Below are 19335 nucleotides of genomic sequence, written 5' to 3'. Positions count from 1 at the left end.
CGGAGGCTCGATTTGAAGAATGTATTTGTAAGTTTTATGTTTTTAATCTGGTTGACGGCTCTGCCGGCTCTGTCCGAGGGCATCTATGCCCGTTTTGATCTGGACAACACAGGTGCAAATGATCGGGATGGTCGCCGTCATCTGACCGCCCTTTTCGGCGACAGCGCCACGGGTGAAACCATGCCGAACCTTAAACTGGAGGTCTGGAATGGCGAAGGGGCTTTTTGTCTCGACCTGAAACGCGATCCGGGAATAACCATCCAGTCAATCGACCGGGATACTGCCAACGATGCTCCCGTAATCGATTGTCGAATGTCCGACAGCACGGTGCATTCCGTTTTTCTCTCTCCCAATGGCGATCTGGAATGGTTAATCAAACTGAAGACGCCGCCGGATACCGAAGTGCTGTCATTCGATATGATCTCGTCCGGACTATGTTTCTTCTATCAGGACAGCACTCAATTCAGCGATGATATCATGTGCCGAGGACCCGATTGGGTCCAGGGTTCATATGCCGTTTATCATCGGTCCGGCCGGAACAATATCACCGTGACCGATGATGATGAAAATCATACCAGATATTATGAAACCGGCAAGGCTTTTCATATCCGCCGCCCCCTGGCCTTCGATGCCCATGGTGATTCGGCCTGGTGCGATCTGGCTGTCGATACCATCAACAACCGTTTTGATATCGCCCTGCCTTCCGATTTCATGGCCGCGGCGGTCTATCCGGTAACCATCGATCCCACCTTCGGTAAGTCCAGCATGGGGGTCTGGGATCTGACCATCGTTGATTATCGGCATATTGTCCTCTGGAATATCGGTTGCCTGGAAACCGGCGAAGGTGAAATCACCGGCGGGTATGTCGGTTGCGATGTAAGCGGCGAGCTGGAAGGAACCCTCCAGGTCCGGGTCCATTCATACACCAGAGGTGATGATCTTGATGAATCGAAATATCATGCCTCGTCATCCGTTACCGATGTTACCGATACCGCCGCTATCTGGGTGGAATGCCCCATGAGTGGGGCTCTTGACTCCGGAGTGACCTATATGGTTTCGATGCAGGGATATAATTCGATCAATGGAAAACTCTGTATTAAAGCCGATGTTACCTCGTGGGGCGATATCAAGTACTCCGATCTCGGGGATTGGACGGCTCCCGACAGCCTGACCGGTTATTCCAATAAAAACGACGGGTATAGTGCTTATGTCGAATTTACTGCCGCAACCGCGGATATGCCGCCCGGAAGACGCCGCCGGATAATTCAATCCGAATGGACAGGTTTGTACGGAAACGGCAATTTTCCTTCCCAATACGATAGCTTTACCATTCGTGGCAGAACAAGGGAGGAAAAATTATGAAAAGAATAATTCTCTGTCTTTTTGAAATATTATTTCTTTTCGATTTGTGTCAGGGATTCGGCATTGTCAGCAATGGAATCGATCGGGACACCCTGTCAATGCCGTTTCTGGTTTTGGATTCACTCGGCAATCCGGTTGACCTGGCCGCGGGCGATTCGGCCTATCTGGTCGTTTTTTACCCCGGCGGCGGACTGGCCTATCGCGATTCGATGGCCTATAACGATGACCGGATTAAAAGTTACGAATGGGAGGATTTTGACGGGGCGAAATCATATGTCCTGACCGAAAAGGTCAGTGTTCTTGATGGCGATGCACCCTCCAACGGAGTCTATGCCTATGTTATCACGGTCGATGATAATACCGGGGCCGACCTGATGACGAGTACCCGCGGCTTTTTCCAGGTGGTCAATACACCGCTGGAATATTCACTCGATTCCGCCGCCTTTGCCCGTAAGGCCGTCGACAGTATCAACCTGGTATTCGATTCCCTGGCTAAAATAATCGACAGTCTGGAGCATCTCAGCGAGGCGGTCGATTCATCCACGCTGGCGGGATGTATCTGGAATACCCCGCAGAGTAATCATACTCAATCGGGGACTTTCGGGAAATATCTTGATGCCGAAATTTCCGGAATCAGTGTCGGGGGCGGAGCTTATAGTATTGAAATCATGGTTCTCGATACGGCTCTGGATCAGCCGATTCCGGGAGTCGGTCTAAATGTCCGTAATTTGCCGCAGACAGCCCTGATCGCTGTGGGGCAATCGGATAATAGCGGGTCGGCCGGGTTCAGCCTCAATCCCGATACCTTTATGGTAGCCGCCTTCGCGCCGGGATATATCTTTCATCCCTACGACACCATCGTTGTAACCGGGCCCGGCTTGGATACCCTGTTCGGCTATCGGTTTGATCCCGGCGAACCGACCGATCCGGGAATGTGTCGTCTATATGGTTTTGTCTATAATATCAGCGGGAATCCCGAAAGCGATGCTGCCATAACAGCCCGGCTTCCGGCCGGAGTAACCCGGGCCGGGGCGGCTCTTATTTCCCCGCTTATGGTTGAAACTACCAGCGACGGGAATGGTTATTTCTATCTCGATCTGATTCCCAATACCGAACTGACTCCCGACACCACCCGTTATGAAATAACTGTTGCCCGACCCGACGGGATTATCCTTCGGGAACGGGTGGTTGTCCCGGATCAGTCCAGCTGGCTGTTTACCTGGTAATTAATTGCTAACATCCAAAGGAGGATTATTATGATAGCTGTCATCCCCGTGCTCGGGTCAATCCTTGAATTTATCACGAATAATATCATTGGTCTGATGGGCGGTCTGGGGACGGTCATTATGACCGTGATCGTCTGGTTTGCCAAAAAATACCTGGTTCCTTTTCTGGAAATCGAAAGCCGTAGACGTTACGCCGGTTATATCGCCGCTATTGCCGACGAAATCACCGATGACCTGGTCCGGAAATACCCTGGAGAAGAATGGATCAAGTATTTCGATGAGGCGGTCGACAAGATTATCGATATCTGTGCCATCGATATCGAGGTCGCCCGCCGGGCAGTGTCGGCCGCTCTGGCCCGCAAATAATTAAAAAAGCCGCCTGATGGGGCGGCTCTTTCTTTTATTCATTCAAATTACTCTCAGTAACAGGGTTCGGGACCTGCGGCCAGAACATGCTTGATGAAGTAAATTACATCGCCGATGTCGATACTGCCATCGCAGTTGGCATCGGCCCGGCCGCCGCCGTCAAGCGGTTCCGGTCCGTCTTCATAGATATAATCGATCAAATATAGAATATCCCCGATATTGACCGTACCGTCGCCGTTGTAATCTCCCTTGGCATATCCCGATGAGCAGTTGTACAGCGACATCGAAGTGGCCGAACCGACCCGTCCCGAGGCATCGGTAGCCGTAATGGTTATAAAATACAGGGAATCCTCGGCCATGTTGGAGGAGTTCCAGGTCAGTTTCCAGCCATCCCCGGAACTGATATCGGCCCCGATATAGTCGCGCGTGACCGTCTGCGAATAACCTTTGACCGTGATAATCATATCCAGGTGCAGCCAGTTACCGTTATAAAGGACTTCGGCCCCTCCGGCGCCATCGTTTCGTATGGCGGTGGTCACTATCGAACCGGTCAGGGGATCCGAAACGCGCAAAGTGTACTGCCCCTGGACGTCATCCAGACCGGAAACCCCGGCCGCCACGAGATACAGACCGGGTGTACCGGATAAGGCCATTACGGCCAGAAGCTGTTTATCCTGAATGATCGCGCGCATCGAAGTATAATCGGGATTGCGATAAGGCCGCAACAGCAATTCGTTGCCGTGGGTGGCGACATACTGCAGGAAACCGCTGTAGAAAAGGTCATCGGGGGTGCCATCATTTTGCCCGGTTAACATGGCATCGGCCATACGTTCCACCACGGTATCGGCCGAGAGATACTGGTTGCCTTCCCGCATACTCAGGATGAAGCCCTGGTCGAACCAGTATTTAACGGCGATGGCACCGCAAACCGGGCCGCAGTAATCGTCGCCATGCCCGGACTGATTGAGGGTAATGACCGGCAGGTTGTAATCCATAGCCGCGTGCAGTTTCTCGAACTTGACCACCGAAACATCCTCATCCGGTGAGACAGCCTCAAGCACCAGCGGGTGGCAGATGGTATCGGTCTCCGCCGGATTGACCAGGGTTACCATGGGCGGAGTGGGGTCGATGTTGACCTGGATGGAATCGGCATCGGACCGCCCGAGAGTATCATAAACGGTGGTCCTCAGCCAGTACACTCCTTCGCTCAAACCGGAGTAATCCCAGACAAGGCTGTAACCATCCCCGGTCCCCGAGGGATTGAGACCGTCCCGAATAGCTTTGATTCCATCGTAGTCATATCCGATTTCAATCCAGTCACCACTTTCTTTGTATTCGAATTGCATGTAATCGATAATGCCGCTTCCGGCCGTTTCCGCCGCCCAGATAACAATATCATCAACGATGATTTCATTGGAGGCGGGAGTCAGGATGGTTACCGCCGGCTCCGGTTCTTCTCCGCCGCTTCCGCCCGGAGTCCCGGCCGAATAAAGGAGCAGACGGCCCGGAAAACTGGGAAAGGATGCAAAGCCGGTATTGGTCAGATCAACAAAGCCCAGGGTGGTATCCCAGATATTGTAACTGACGCAGGGAACCGGAACATCATCGGTGACAATGGTTGCACCGCTGAGAGTATCGATATAATCGGCAAAATAAAAACCGGCAAAATAAGGTCCTTCGACCACCGCCGAAGAATCCAGCGGAACCTCGATCTGGTAGAGACCCGCCGAGGGAATGGTGACGGTGTAGGTGGTCGATATGGACAAAAGGTCACCGGGTAACGGGCAGGTCGGGTCGGTCAGATCGGCATCCTCGACATCGACCGAAACCAAAAAATCGGTGGCGCCTTCAAAAAACAGCACCATGTAAATATATTCAACCGAAAAAGGATAAGGCCCGTCACAGGATAACCCGGGGTTTTGATATGATTTATATAATTCATCACCGATCAACCAGTGATCCACGCCCCACAAATCGCCGTCGACATCATGACGGACAGTACAAATTTCCGCCGAGGCAAAATGAGGAGTGACAGAATAATTCTTGGCCGTCTGCCGTTCCAGAAGGGTAGCGATAGCGGCCTTTTTAAATCCCTGCGCGGATGCCGAGATCGATATCAGCAGGCACAGCAACAGGACAGCAAATCCTTTTCGGGACATAGAATCTCCTTTTTCAGCAGAAAAATATTAATACTACCCTTGATATCGAGCGTATTTTCAATAACTTAATTATCCTGAGGCGGCGACCCCGACAAAATTTTCGGGGCGCTGTAAGGGTGTATAATATTTAAACATTTTGGTATGACAGAATCCAGATCGAAAACCGGACTCCCGAAACCGCCGTGGCTGAAAGTCAAAGCCTGCGGTAATTCCAGATACCTTGAGGTTCAATCCCTCCTCCAGAAGCATCACCTGCATACCGTTTGCCAGGAAGCCAATTGCCCCAACCGAGGGGAATGTTTCTCTTCCGGTACCGCCACCTTTCTGATTCTGGGACCCAATTGCACCAGAAACTGCACGTTTTGTAATGTTATTCACGGCCCGGTCTCCGGGATCGATGCCGACGAGCCCGGGCATGTTGCCCGCACCGTGGAGATTCTTAATCTTAATTATGCTGTGGTGACCTCGGTGACGCGGGATGACCTGCCCGATGGCGGAGCCGGCCAGTTTGCTGCCGTTATCGGGGCTATTCGGCGCCTCGCCCGCCCGGTTGAAATAGAAGTCCTGACACCCGATTTCGAGGGCCGAAAAAACGATCTTATGACGGTTTTCGAGGCCGGCCCCGATGTCTTCAATCACAATGTGGAAACCGTGCCCCGGCTGTATGATGAAGTCCGCCCCGAAGCCGACTACGAACGCTCGCTGGAGGTCTTACGCTTTGCCTCGGATTATCGGCGGATATCGGTGAAATCCGGTCTTATGGTTGGTCTGGGGGAGACGACCGAGGAACTTCAGGAAGTCTTCAATGATCTCAAAAAGGCCGGTGTTCAATTTCTGACTATCGGGCAGTATCTGGCTCCCTCAAAAAGCCATCATCCCGTTATCAGGTATTATCATCCTGCGGAATTCGACAGACTGGCTTTAGATGCTCGTAAGGCCGGTATCGATCACGTATTTTCCGGCCCGCTGGTTCGCTCTTCATACCATGCCCGTGAGCAATTCCGGGCTAAATAGGCCCTGCCCCATAGATAGAATATTTTTGATACAATCGCGCTCCGGCCGCTTTTCCCCGGCCTTTTTCTTCCGATACCCGTTTATATGAAAGCCCCTGAATGACATCTTGGACGAGCCATGTGAGGTGGAGAAAGATTGCTGAAACAGGAAAAAAACATCGTCGTCATCGATGACGAGAAATATGTCTGTAATATTATTATGGAAGCCCTGGCTGAGTTCGAGGATTTCCATATTCATAAATTTACCGATCCCGACCGGGCTTTGGAATTTATCGACAACCACGGGATCGATCTGGTCTTGACCGATCTGGTCATGGGCGATTACTCCGGGGTTCAGATTCTTGATGCCACTCAGACAAATCATCCCGATGCCGTGGTTATTTTGATGACCGGCTATCCCACGGTGAAGACCGCTATTTCCGTGCTCAAAAAAGGCGCCTATGATTATCTTATCAAACCGTTCAAGCTGGAGGACCTCAAATCGACCATTAAACGGGGTCTGGAACACCAGCGGGTCAAACGGGAAAACGTGGCCCTGCGAAGTCAGCTGGAGTTGATGAAAATCAACGAGGCTTTCACGCGGGGTGAAAAACTGCACCTGCTGCTTCACCAGATCGCCGATTCCATCGTCGGAGAACTCAACGCCGATGCGGCCTCGCTGGTTCTCCTGGATCGCAAGTCCGGGCAGTATCGCCTCCGCTACCTCTCCGGGGACAGTAGTGATGCGGATCTTAACGATTTTCTGTACGGCCGGGGTCCCTACAGCGCCCTGGCTTATGATCGCGATATCTCGCATATTTTCAACGACGAGATCGAACGGGATGGGAAGACTCTGAAACGGTCATTTGTCATCTACCCCTTGATTGCCAAAGGCCGCAATATTGGTTTCCTGAATCTGGTTTGTGTCGACCGTTTCAGCTATATTTCGCCCGGTCAGAAACACCTTGTCTCGCTTCTGGCCTCATCGGCCGCCTCGGCCGTTGAAAGCAACTACATGGATAAAAATCTCCAGAAATCGTACCTGATGACCATCAAGGCTCTGGCCAACGCCGTTGAAGCCCGCGATTATTACACCGCCGGGCACACCGACCGGGTCTACCGCCTGGCCAAAATAACCGCCCGAAAACTGGGCTGGAGTAGTGATAAGCTGGTCGAACTGCGTAACGGGTGTATTCTCCATGATATCGGCAAAATAGGGGTTCCCGACGCCATCCTCAATAAACCGGGGCGCCTGACCGACAATGAAATGGCCATCATGAGAAAACACCCGGAAATGGGCGCGAGAATCTTAAAGGGTATTCCCTTCCTGTCCACCGTCATTCCATATACCCTTTCCCACCACGAACGTTATGACGGAACGGGTTATCCGTATGGCCTGGCAGGTGAAGATATTCCCATCGAGGGGCGCCTGCTGGCCGTGGTCGATACCTATGACGCCATCATGTCCGACCGGCCCTATCGGCCCTGCGCCGATTCCGAGACGGCTATCAGTGAGTTGAAAAAATACAAGGCCATTCAGTTCGATCCCCTGGTGGTCGAAGCCTTTCTTGAAGCGTACCATGAAAATCAGTGTAAATTCAGTACTATCTACCGCGGCTGCAGCAGCAGTAAATCGGCTCCCTTCACGAAAATGAAAATGGAACGGGTATGAAACTGATAATAAAAATGAAAATGGCCGCATAACCCATAATCCGGGCATGTCGCGGAAGGACCATTTCATCATTGATAGTCGGCGGATGTTTAATACCGAAAAGAAAAACAAGCACTCCGAAAAACCACCAGCCCGGCCACCATATTCCCATAAGAATCAGAGCCGCAAAGAATAATTTGCTGAATTGATGTTGCCGCCGGCCAAACAGGCCGTAAATAATATGTCCCCCGTCAAGCTGTCCAAGCGGCAGAAGATTCAGCATCGTTACCAGCAGACCGACCCATCCGGCAAAGATGGCTGGAGTCAGCTGGATATAATAATTCTCGGGGATGGGACCGTAAATCGCCCAGGCCAGAAACCGGGTCAAAAGAGAATCCCCGATACCCAATCCTTCCGGAGAAGGAACATATATCAATCCGGAGTTATAAAACCCGATCGCCAGAACGAGAACGGAAACTACGAATCCTGCAATCGGTCCGGTGGCGCCGACCTCAATCAAATCCCTTCGGTTGGTAATCGGCGAGCGCGATTTTATCACGGCCCCGAAGGTCCCGGCGATATTGGGGGCGGGCAGGAAATATGGCAGGGACATCAGGACTCCCCGTCGCCGCCCGGCCAGGTAGTGTCCGAATTCGTGGAAGAGCAGAATACTGATCAGGGCCGCGGTGAATTCAATCCGCTCCCTGATCACTCCCGGTTCGTTCAGAAACTCGACGATTTTCCCGGGATGCGTGATAAAATCGAAATCGAATCCCCAGATCAACGGTGCAAAAAACATGGTCGCCAGGGTGGCCCCAAGAAGGACAATGTTCAGCCAGGGGATTTTTCGGCTGTCTTCATCAATCGTAATCAGTATCCCGTCGATATCCTCGCGAACGACGGCGGAAAATCCTGAGGCGGCCAGTTTTTTTTTCATGGTTCGGATCGCCTCGGATGTTTCAATTCGCGGCCGGGCGCGGAAAATCAAGCGGTTATTGTGGGTATAAATGGCTGTAATATCAAACAGCCCGGCCAACTGATAATAAATAGTCTTCGACATCAGGTCGGGATTTTTCAATTGTCACCTCATGGCCGGTCATCCATCGATCGTCTCCAGTATTAAACAGCATTAACGGCAAAATGTTCGCTCTTGTCAATCGGTATTAATCGGATCGGGGATAGCAGGAGAAACAGGGATAAAAAAAAGAAGCAAGGTCAACCAGACCTTGCTTCTTTAACTTAAACTTCAACTAATGGATTAGAACATCCATTCGCCCATGATGCACGGGCCGAAGTTGAAGTAGTAATCGATCATGAAGGTGACATCGGCCCCGTCAATGGCACCGTCGGCATTAACGTCGCCGAGATGCTCGAACGGGAACGGACCGTTGCCGCCATAGTAAACATAGTCAATAAGGTAAGCAATATCAACCAGGTTGATAGCGCCGTCGTTATTGACATCACCCCGACCAAAGCCGCACCACTTGTTGGCGGTGTTGGCCAGTTCGAAGTAGCTAGCCGGGTCACTGGCATCGGCAAGGCCTTCCAAACCGAAGAGAGCAAAGCCGAAGGTGACGACGGCCGGATCGGCCGGCATATTCAACTGCGCGATGTTATAGAAAGCACCGCGATCGTCGGGATCGGTCTGACCCTGGGCAGGATCAGCACCCTGCTGGTGAGTAAGACCGGTGTGGTTGGCCATCCAGTAATAAACCGAATCCAGCCAGATATCGGTATCGTTCCAGTTGGCCTGACCCGCGGAGATTGTCTTGGCGCCGCGCAGCTGATCGTAACCACAGCCGAACGGAATCCGGACAACACCCCAACCGATATCATTCAGGTTGGCGGTATACGAGAAGCCCAGCGAATGAGCGGCGTCATAACCGCAATACTGGTTCTTCGAATCCGACGGGTAGTTGATATCATAGTCCATCATCGCGCCAACATAGATATTGTTGAGCGCCGCATAACGGCCTTGCATATCGAACTTGTAAACGACGAAGTTGTTGAGAGCCGCCTGATCATAAGCGCTGATGACTGTCGCGCAGCCATGGAAGCCTATGGTCAGAGTGTCTGAAAGCGGAGGCTGGACACCATAATGAGAAGCAATCATATAGAGCCAATCCCAGCTCAGGCAGTTGCCGAGTGTATCGTAATCGCACATATCCGCAACGGAGTCAACGAACGCAAAAGCGGCCATTTCACCGTAAACATCTTCATAGTTGGCGCCGAAATCGTTGGAAATGGAACCGACCAGGATGTCAGACAGGTGAGCCGGCGGACAGGTGCCGTCATAGCAGTTGACTTCGCCCAGGATGGACTGCCAATTGTTATCATCACTGTGCCAGTTGGCGCAGTGTAAAGCCACGCGCGCGGAGAACTGAGTACCCTTTCCTGGAGGCCTGGTACCGATCTGCTGAGCAGCCCAAACCAGAGCGCCCTGGAAGAAGGCAACATCATCACCGTCGATCTCGGTAGTTCCCTCTTCACCCAGCTTGGTGGAGTTCCAAACCGTGGTGTAGTTGGCTTCGCCGACACCAAAGGCCACCTCGACGCTGCTGTAGAGACAGCCGCCGATGATGCCCAACCTGACCTGCGGGATGGCGTAGGCGCCGCCGTCGATCAGAGCGCTGTCGAGGAAGTAATCCGGATCGTCAGTGTAAACGCGGGCGTAGAACGAATGGAAGCCTCTCGGAATCAACGGGGCATTGACCTGCACGGTGATATTGATATAGGCGGAGGAGTCATTATAACTCGCCTGAGGCGGAATGACCGTTCCGGGTATCGGGGTCAGCGTGCTCTGGTAGACCCAGGTCGGGACCACATAAGCCGCGTTGTTCTTGGCATTCCGGGTGACATCGTTAACGTCAACCGTCCGAGCCATATCTTCGGTGATGCTGGCGCGGAACATGTCGGCGCTACCGGCGAACTTCTCGGCCAGTCTCTCGGAATTCTCGATGAGGTCAAAATTGACCACGGAGATGGAGGCGTTGGCCGGAGTCGTGCCGTTATCGGTGTCAATCAGTTTGACAGAGTCGATCGTCAGGGGCGCGCCGCCGGTGTTACCCAGGGCATTTTCCCAGACAACCGTGTATCCATCCGGTAAGCCGAATTCCACAGGCACATCATACCCGTAAATCGGGATATCGAGACGCGGGCGAGGAGCCTGTTCGGTCAGACAGTACAGCTCATTGTAGTGGCAAACCAGTAAATGGCCGTCCGTCATGGCCGGTGAATAATGGTGAGCGTATTCAATGCCTCTGGCATACCGACGGTGGAACATGTGTTCGCCATTGTCGGAATTGTAGAAGTCAAAGAAGTCGCTGTTGTTACCAACCATGTACCAATCGAATTTCTCGGTCTCGCAGCTGAGGATACCGTCCGCCATCCACTGAGAACCGAGGCTCGGATTGGTCGTGGTCATGGACCACTTCACGGTCCCGTTGTTCTTATTGAAAGCAACCGGTCCGCGGAATTCACCCGAACTTACCCAGCCGTTCCAGCCGGTCTGAATGACGTGACCGCCATCGAGAGCCGGGCCGTTGTAATCCTGGGCGTTACAGGTATGGGCCCAAACCAGCGAACCGTCCGCCGCATTAATCCTGTAAATGATACCACCCGACATATAAGGCGGGTAGGTGGTATACTGGTCGTACGAGGAAGCGGCAAACAGGGTCGGAACACCATCAAACAAATCATAAGCGATTCCGCCGGTGAAAGCCTCGGTGCCGCAGTTGCCCGCGTCGAGGTTGCAGAGCTGCTGATCGGCGAACTGCCAGACCAAAAGGCCGGTAGTCGCGTCAACGCAATAAATATCACCGTTGGAAATATTGTCGGCCGTGCCGATGTACAGGTATTCACCATCGGTGGTCAAACCTTTGTAAATACCTCCGCCGACATTAATCGGGTTGCCGGCACCACTGGTGACCCAGCCGGTGAAGTCATTACCGGTGAGAGCTTCCCGAGCATAGATATCGCCGTCGTCGTCGTTATAAATAACGACCGGGACACCGCCGATATCGACTATCACGGAAACACCCCAGGTCATGAAGTGGCTGTTGTGCTGCATGAAGTTCTTGGTCCACACCACAGCACCGGTAGCCAGATTGATGGCCGAAAACGCCTTGGCATCGCCGCCCGGTGTGAAGACCAGGGTTCTGGCGTCGCCATAAGCGTCGAAGTTATAAATGGTCGGGCTGGCATAGCAGCCGCCGCCGATGACGAAACCATCCGCGTTGTACTGCCAGATCTGGGTGCCGGTATTGAGATCAATAGCGGCCAGATTGTTCAGGAAGTAGCAAACGATGGTATCGTTGTAAATAACCGGGCTGTTCAGGTTGGAAACCTGAGAGGCTTGGTATTCCCAGGCCTTGGTCAGATTGCCCTGAACATCAGTGCCGAGGGAACTGAGTGAGGCGTTGGTATGGGCAAAGCTCTTGGCCATGGTCGGCCAGTCTTCACCGGGCACGCAAACACGTTCCGGAAGCGGAACGCAGCAAACGTAGGCTTCCATAATAAAGTTGGGGTCTACGCTCCAGTCGTTGCCCATGAAGCTGAAGACGCGATCAGTGCCGCTATACCACATCTCAGCCGAGTTCAACCCGGCGCAGGAACCGTCGTCAGACAGGGTCCTGATGCCTTCATCTGCTGTCGGCGCATAGGATTCGATACCGATCCAGATCGGTTGATCAAAGAGGAACGGATCCGGAAGAGCCGTGCTGAAATCAATGGCCTGGACTCCCGGATACAGGACATAGTCCGCCGGGGTCAGGGTAAAGGATTCCAGTAAGACATCCGGAAGACCGGTCACCGCATCGGTTGACCAGATCTGGATATCGGAATTGTAGGTGTAAAGCGGAAGGGCCGCTTCACTGCCCGGCCAGTACAGGGCCATGTCGAAATATTCGAGACGGCATCCGAGACCGGACGGGTTGAATTTCTGATAGTTACCGACATCGCCATAAGCATCGGGGAGTCTCCAGAAATAGGCCAGATTGCAATAATCATAAAGCCACTTGCACTGCGAGAACTCATCCCGGCAGAGGTCGGCATAGATCAGGAAGTTGACATCAGCTCCCCAATCGTCAAGCATGGTGCCCCAGGATCCCCAGTATTCGGAACTGCGGCCGACGCCGCAAGAGCCGTCATCTGAAAGACCCGCCAGGGTTCCGCCGCTGACATCGTCGACCGACCAGCCGACAAAGAAGTCTTCGGTCATGATCAGATTCAGGGCGGAGAGATCAACCACGTTATAGCTCGGATAGAAGACAAGGCTAGCATAAGGAATGGTAACCTTGGCGATCTCATTGGTAAGATCCGGGAAGCCACTGCCGTCGCCGCCCCAGACATAAACGTCAAGGTCGGGAGTTCCGACAGTAGGAGCGGCATAAAGAGCCACGCCGACTTCCATCAGTGTTTCCGGTCCATCGACCGAAAACCTCATGTTGAAATAATCATCGCCGTAAGCGTCAGGATTGGTCCAATAATAGGCAGTTCCACAGGTGTAATCCTGGGTGTAGCAGTCAGTATACGGAATCAGGCCACAGCAAAGATCGACACCGATGAGGAAGTTGATATCAATTCCCCAGTCGTCGTTCATCAAGCCGTAAAGGCCGTTCCAGTTTTCCCAGCTGCGAAGCAAGCCCGCTGAACCATCGTCGGACAGGATCGCAAGCGTATCACCATCGACGAAGTTGTCAACGGAGACACCGACGTGAAATTCTTCGCCATCGGTGAAAACGAGCGGTCCCAGAGACGACAAATCCGCCGGAACGTAGGCCATACCACTTGTCGGCAGGTTGGCAAAAGGTACCACCACCGAACCCAGCGCTGTGCCGGGATAACCAAAACCGTCGTCGGTATAAACGGTCACCTTCATGTCGGGAGTGCCGGCACTGCCGCCAAGATATGACCCGTAAACGCCGATGTAGGCGGTTAAGAGTGTACAGGTGTACCCTTCACTCGGCGTAAAGCGCATACCCATTTCCGAATCGTTGTATGAATCCGGAATTCTCCAGTAGTATGACGCCGCGCCGCCGGAGTAGTCGATAAATTCGCAGAAATACTGCGGCGGCAGAACGGTGGCCGGCGTTGCCAGCTCCATAATACCGGTCGCAGGTTTCTGGAATGCGGGTGCCTCACGCTCGATCGCAGTCATGTCGTGTGTTCTGGGCGCATCCTGGTTGAATCTTTCATACGGATTCAATCCATGCTTCGTACCAACATCGGAACCAAGAACCGCACTACTAAAGGCAAGCAATAACCCTAAAGTAAGCACCGCGATTATCAGTTTATAAGACATTTATTTCCTCCTTAAAATTAGGAAACATTGAATCGCCGGCCAAAACATTATGATTAACCAAACCTATCGGATATAGATTTTTTCGGCAAAAATCGTGAAATCTTTGCCCGCTAAATCTATTTATGATGGTTTTTTGGCCAATCCTCAATATCTCACTTCTTGTCCAGGGAATGTGAGATTCTGCTTTGGTCAACAAATTCATTATAATTCCTATTTGGAGAAAGGAGTTAAGCTATTCTCAAATCTTGAGCAAATAACTCCCAAATGTTGTGTAAAGGAAGTAAATGCTTCTGAGCTCAAATCTGATAAACCTATAAAATTATAATTTACTCGTGTTAGAGTGTCACCTCCTGAGGAATATCTCGAATGTATGTTACGGTTTGGGGTTAACATAATTGAAATGAGGTGATTTTTGTCAATCCAGTGACTAAAAGTGGGGTCATATCTTAACCGACCTTTCTCGAGACTTGAATAACGACCGGTTAGTAAATCAAAATAGGGTATGACTAAGATACAACAAAACCCTAAAAAGGGATTTTAGTCCTTAACAACTGGATCGTAACCAAAGAGAAGTAAAAAGTTCTTTCTTGCCGCAGGAATTTTTAATTGTGGCTCTCATTCCAACAGCAAATTAGACAACGCACTCGAATGAAAATATAATACTAATCGCATATTTGTCAAGATAAATATTGCCTTAAATCGCCATAAATTAGCCTTTTAGTGTCTCGGAGCCGCCATTTGGGCCAATCCGGGGCCGATCCGAGACCTCGGATTGGCCCCAAATGTGACTATTTTGCCCTTGCCCTTTTCATTAACAAGCCTATTTTCAATGAAATAGGCGATTGAAAAACCATGAAAAAAACGACCCGAATTATACTCGTACTGATATTTATCCTGTTTCTCATACTTATCCGCTTTGTGGTCGAAATCGGTCAGGATAAGGCCCCCGATAACCGTTTCAGGGTCACCGGAATTATCGACGGAGATACGGTCGAGTTACCGGGCGGGGACCGGTTGCGGCTGATCGGAATCGATTGCCCCGAGCGCGGCGATCCCTTTTACGATTCCGCCTCGGCCTTCATGTCGGGCCTGCTCCTGGATCAAATTCCGGAAGTGGTTTATTCGAGCCGCCGCCGGGACGGTTATGGCCGCCAGTTGGGATACCTGTATCTCGATACCCTTTTCGTCAATGCCGCCGTTCTGCGTCAGGGACTGGCCTGCGTTTACCTGTTCGATGATAATCTGGCCGACCGGGGCCGGATCGGGGAATTGCTGGCCGCTCAGAACGTGGCCATCGATCAGCGCCGGGGGATATGGTCACTGCCGCATCATGAGGAACCATATTATGTGGCAAAAAAAGGATCGCTTCGTTTTCATCGGCCGACCTGCCGAAGTGTCCGCGATCTCGATCCCGGTCAACAGCTCCGGTTTGAGACCCGTCTGGAAGCCCTCCGCCAGGGTTATTCGCCCTGCCGTAATTGCCGGCCGTGATATTACAGGCGACAGCATTAATACAATTTTCTCTTGCCACCGTCGGATGATTAATTATTATAATGTATAATGATGACTTTGAACCGATTCCTGCCCGTAGCCCTGATTATCGTTCTCGGACTGGTCTTCACCGGTTGCCTGTGGTCCTCAAATACCGCCACCCATACCGGACCGCCGCCGCGAACCGCACCGCTGGATACGGCCGGCTCCGATTCCTATCACCTGAGTTATTTACCGGAATCGCTGACCGTTGAGTTTACGGTTCCGGGTAACAAGCCATGCCCGGTCAAAGTCAACCTCCATAAAACTCCCCGTCAGATTATCCGGGTGATTGTCGATTCGGTTTTTGCCCCAGGAAAATACGCTATCAGCTGGGACAAGAAAGATTCCGCCGGGGGGCGGCTTCCGCAAGGCCTCTATTACTACCATTATTATATCTGCGATAGTTCATACACCCAAAGCCTGGACTATCGTCGTCACTGGGAATAAATCTCCGTTTTTGTAAATCAATATTGATATTACGTTTTCCCGAGTGCAAGGTGATGCCCGCCGGGAAATGGTTTTGACGATAATGCAAAGCCTTGCAATTAAGTAGGTTGGGGAGAAAATTGTGCAAATTTTGATATGCATGAATATGGGCCCGGGCCGATAATGTAAGGGAGAATACCCCGGCAGGGGGTACGAGGTGAGAAGGGAAACATGAGGAGACCATATGCCCAGCATACTTGTTATTGATGATAAGGAATCGATGCGGACGATGCTTTCCAACGCTTTGACCGAGGAGGGTTACAGCGTTGACACGGTTGAGGACGGGCAAAAGGGACTGGATCTGGCCCGGTTGAAAAATTTCGATCTGGCCGTTACCGATTTGAAAATGCCGGATGTCGACGGCCTGCAGGTTTTGAGCGGCCTTAAAAATATAGACAATGATATGTCGGTTATTATCATGACCGCCTATGGGACGGTGGAGACGGCGGTGGCGGCTATGAAAAACGGGGCTTATGATTTTATCACTAAACCATTCGACCCCGATCACCTGACGGTTATTATCGAACGGGCTTTGGAAAACCGGCGGTTGATTGCCGAGAACAGCCTGCTCCGCGAGGAACTGGCGCAAAACCTGGGGTTCAGCGAAATCATCGGCCAGAACGAGAAGATGAAAGAGGTCTCGCGGCTGATCCAGAAAGTGGCGGCCTCCGATACCTCGGTTCTTCTCCAGGGTGAATCGGGGACCGGCAAAGAGCTTTTCGCGCGGGCCATTCACAATCTTTCGCCGCGCCGCGATAAACCCTATGTGGCGATCAACTGCGCCGCCATTCCCCGGGAATTGCTTGAAAACGAATTGTTCGGATCGGAAAAAGGCGCCTACACCAGTTCGGTCGCCAGGAAAATGGGCAAATTCGAAATCGCCGACGGCGGAACCCTGTTCCTCGATGAAATCGGGGATATGGATATCGCTCTTCAGGCCAAACTGCTCCGGGTCCTCCAGCAGAAAAGTTTCGAACGGCTGGGCGGCAACAAGACCGTTTCAGTCGATGTTCGGGTGATTGCCGCGACCAATATGGACCTCAATGAAATGATCAAGAAAAAAATGTTTCGCGAGGACCTTTATTACCGGCTGTCGGTTTTCCCGATCACCATTCCGCCGCTTCGCGAGCGCCCCGATGATATCAAACCGCTGGCCGACTACTTTATCAACAAGTATTGCCGAGAGATGAAAAAAACGGAAAAGACGCTTTCCAAAGAAGCTCTGATCCTGCTGAGCCGGTATCACTGGCCGGGGAACGTCCGGGAGCTGGAAAATACGATTGAAAGGTCGATTATTCTGGCCGAGGGCAAAAAGATTTCCCCGGAACACATGGCCATCAGGTTGCCTTCGACTTCGGAAATCAGACTGCGTGAGGGGGCCGGGTTAAAAGAGATCGGGGCTCATGCCCAAATGCAGGCGGAACGGTCGGCCATCATTCGAATTCTCCGCCAGGTCCGCGGCAATAAACGGAAATGTTCGGAAATTTTAAAAATCGATTACACCACCCTTTTCGATAAACTGAAGAAATACGAAATAGATACCAGTCAGATATAGCTTTCTCTCATCCTCACTCTTCATATAAAAAAGCCGCTCTCTCCGGGCGGCTTTTTAAATTCATGTTTCTCTCGTTTCTCCGGCAAGACCGACCATAGCCTTGAGCATCCGCACCTCTTTTTTATTGAGGTGGCGCCATCGTCCCGCTTTCAAGTTGGTTACCGTCAACCCGGCGAATTCGGTTCGGGCAAGGTCCCGGACCTGGTGGCCCACGCCTTTGAGAAGTTGCTTTACTTCGCGCTTGTGTCCTTCATGAAGGGTCAGCTCGACCAACGAAGTTTTAAGTGAGGCCCGCAAGATTTTTACCCGGGCCCGGCCGATATGCCCATCCTCAAGCTCGATTCCCTGTTCCACCCGCCGACAGTCGGCTTCGGTGAAAGCACCCATCACCACCGCCCGGTAAATTCTGTTTATTTCATAACTGGGGTGAGCCAGGCGGTAGGCCAGATCGCCGTCATTGGTCAATAATAAAGCGCCCTGGGTATCAAAATCAAGCCGTCCCACCGGGTAGACACGGGATGGGACTTTTTTGGTGAAATAGGCTACCGTCCGGCGCTGGAAAGGATCGGAAAGAGAGGTCAGAACATTTTTGGGTTTATTGAGAAGAATATAATACTTTTCACCGGCTGGACGGATAATGTTGCCGTCGACTTTGACAATATCCTTCTTTTCATCTATGACTGCCCCCTGTTTGTCGACTTTTTCATCGTTGACCGTGACCCGGCCTTCATCAATAAGTTTTTCCGCGCCTCTTCGCGAGGTTATTCCGCAAACCGATAAAAACTTATTTATCCTGATCAATGCATAGCCTCCCCTGAAAACCGGACACGGCGATCCTCAATGATGACAACTGGTAACATCCCGCCGCTCACTGGCCGCTATTTTCTATCGACTCCATCTCTTCCAGATCGTCTTCCATGACATCATCCTCGCCGGCCTCGGCTACCGGGGATACAATCTTTATTTTGGCGGTCTCCAGTAAATCATCGTCTTCCTCGAATTCGTCCCTCAGCGAGATTTCCGGTTCGGCAGTTTCATCTTCACTGGTCATATCCTCGATACCGTCATCATTGTCATCATCAGTCTTTTGATACGGAATCTCATCGTCCGATTCCGCGGCCGGTTCATCAAGCGGCAGGCTGGGCTGATAATCGGAATCGCGGGAGGCCAGGAGTTCCTCGATTTCCTGCATCTTGGGTAAATCATCGATGGCGTTGAGGTTGAAGAATTTCAAAAATTCATCGGTCGTTTTATAAAGCAGGGGGCGGCCGACCGCCTCGGACCGTCCGGCCATCGTGACCAGCTTCCGTTCGAGAAGGGTATGGATGACCGAATCGGAGGCCACGCCGCGGATCATTTCGATATCCATCTTGGTGACCGGCTGGCGATAGGCTATAATGGCCAGGGTTTCCAGGGCGGCGCGGGTCATACGAATACTCCGGCGCCGGGTGAGAAGTTCCTCAACGTGCCGGGCAAAACTCTCGACAATATATATCTGGTAACCGCCGGCAATCCGGCGAATCCGAAATGACATATTATTTTCATGGTAACGCCGGTTTAGCAGATCGATTATTTCCTCGATATCGCTGCTGGAGATATCTTCGACAATATCGGCTATCTTCCGGGCCGGGAGCGGCTCCGGTGAGGCCAAAATGAGTGATTCGACCAGTGGCAATTTGATATCCATTTCAAGCATTATTATTC

The 19335-nt window shown here is 51.9% G+C and carries 13 protein-coding genes; 8 read left to right on the top strand and 5 right to left on the bottom strand.

Translation table 11 applies throughout. From position 1 onward, the window contains the following. The first annotated feature begins 12 nt into the window (after positions 1 to 12). Genes JXQ28_03795 through JXQ28_03785 form a run of 3 tightly spaced genes read left to right on the top strand, consistent with a single transcriptional unit; the run spans position 13 to position 2954 of the window. Entirely contained in the window at positions 13 to 1362 is a 1350-nt protein-coding gene (locus JXQ28_03795) for a hypothetical protein (GenBank protein MBN2276852.1), read from the top strand. Beyond that, a complete protein-coding gene (locus JXQ28_03790; GenBank protein ID MBN2276851.1) occupies positions 1359 to 2588 on the top strand; it encodes a hypothetical protein in 1230 nt (409 codons plus the stop codon). Before JXQ28_03795 ends, JXQ28_03790 begins: the two co-directional genes overlap by 4 nt. Positions 2589 to 2618: 30 nt before the next feature. Further along, complete coding sequence (locus JXQ28_03785; protein MBN2276850.1) at positions 2619 to 2954, top strand: hypothetical protein; 336 nt, start codon at positions 2619 to 2621, stop codon at positions 2952 to 2954. A gap of 53 nt (positions 2955 to 3007) precedes the next feature. On the opposite strand, the gene JXQ28_03780 is transcribed toward JXQ28_03785, so the two are convergent. Then, on the bottom strand, positions 3008 to 5113 hold the full coding sequence (locus JXQ28_03780; GenBank protein MBN2276849.1) for a dockerin type I repeat-containing protein: 2106 nt from the start codon (positions 5111 to 5113) through the stop codon (positions 3008 to 3010). A 141-nt stretch (positions 5114 to 5254) separates the two neighbouring features. On the opposite strand from JXQ28_03780, the gene lipA reads away from it, so the two are divergent. After that, positions 5255 to 6127, top strand: coding sequence for a lipoyl synthase (gene lipA, locus JXQ28_03775; protein ID MBN2276848.1), 873 nt, complete (start codon positions 5255 to 5257; stop codon positions 6125 to 6127). A gap of 135 nt (positions 6128 to 6262) precedes the next feature. Then, positions 6263 to 7777 carry a response regulator gene (locus JXQ28_03770; GenBank protein ID MBN2276847.1) on the top strand — a complete coding sequence of 505 codons (1515 nt, stop codon included), beginning with the start codon at positions 6263 to 6265 and terminating at the stop codon, positions 7775 to 7777. Here JXQ28_03770 and JXQ28_03765 read toward each other — a convergent pair. Both JXQ28_03765 and JXQ28_03760 read right to left on the bottom strand, forming a co-directional pair. Continuing rightward, positions 7749 to 8834 carry a site-2 protease family protein gene (locus tag JXQ28_03765; GenBank protein ID MBN2276846.1) on the bottom strand — a complete coding sequence of 362 codons (1086 nt, stop codon included), beginning with the start codon at positions 8832 to 8834 and terminating at the stop codon, positions 7749 to 7751. The two genes, JXQ28_03770 and JXQ28_03765, sit on opposite strands and share 29 nt — an antisense overlap. A 180-nt stretch (positions 8835 to 9014) precedes the next feature. After that, the gene (locus JXQ28_03760) at positions 9015 to 14057 is read right to left on the bottom strand and encodes a PQQ-binding-like beta-propeller repeat protein (GenBank protein MBN2276845.1); all 5043 of its coding nucleotides are present in this window, start codon (positions 14055 to 14057) and stop codon (positions 9015 to 9017) included. An 852-nt stretch (positions 14058 to 14909) separates the two neighbouring features. Here JXQ28_03760 and JXQ28_03755 point away from each other — a divergent pair. The 3 genes from JXQ28_03755 (at position 14910) to JXQ28_03745 (ending at position 17631) form a co-directional block, all read left to right on the top strand. Next, complete coding sequence (locus tag JXQ28_03755; protein MBN2276844.1) at positions 14910 to 15548, top strand: thermonuclease family protein; 639 nt, start codon at positions 14910 to 14912, stop codon at positions 15546 to 15548. A 69-nt stretch (positions 15549 to 15617) separates the two neighbouring features. Continuing rightward, the gene (locus tag JXQ28_03750) at positions 15618 to 16037 is read left to right on the top strand and encodes a hypothetical protein (GenBank protein MBN2276843.1); all 420 of its coding nucleotides are present in this window, start codon (positions 15618 to 15620) and stop codon (positions 16035 to 16037) included. 223 nt (positions 16038 to 16260) lie between these two features. Then, positions 16261 to 17631 (top strand): sigma-54-dependent Fis family transcriptional regulator, encoded by a 1371-nt coding sequence (locus JXQ28_03745; GenBank protein MBN2276842.1) that lies wholly within the window; start codon positions 16261 to 16263, stop codon positions 17629 to 17631. 60 nt (positions 17632 to 17691) lie between these two features. Here the strand turns inward: JXQ28_03745 and JXQ28_03740 are convergent, their stop codons facing one another. Together JXQ28_03740 and scpB are read right to left on the bottom strand one after the other, a co-directional pair. Further along, positions 17692 to 18432 carry an rRNA pseudouridine synthase gene (locus JXQ28_03740; GenBank protein ID MBN2276841.1) on the bottom strand — a complete coding sequence of 247 codons (741 nt, stop codon included), beginning with the start codon at positions 18430 to 18432 and terminating at the stop codon, positions 17692 to 17694. 67 nt (positions 18433 to 18499) lie between these two features. Then, positions 18500 to 19327, bottom strand: a complete 828-nt coding sequence (scpB, locus tag JXQ28_03735) for an SMC-Scp complex subunit ScpB (protein ID MBN2276840.1) — start codon at positions 19325 to 19327, stop codon at positions 18500 to 18502. Between the last annotated feature and the right edge of the window lie 8 nt (positions 19328 to 19335).

This window comes from Candidatus Zixiibacteriota bacterium (genome assembly GCA_016933955.1).
Taxonomy (GTDB): Bacteria; Zixibacteria; MSB-5A5; order GN15; family PGXB01; genus JAFGTT01.
Note: the sequence above shows the minus strand (reverse complement) of the source record. Positions and strands in the feature narration are given on the sequence as shown.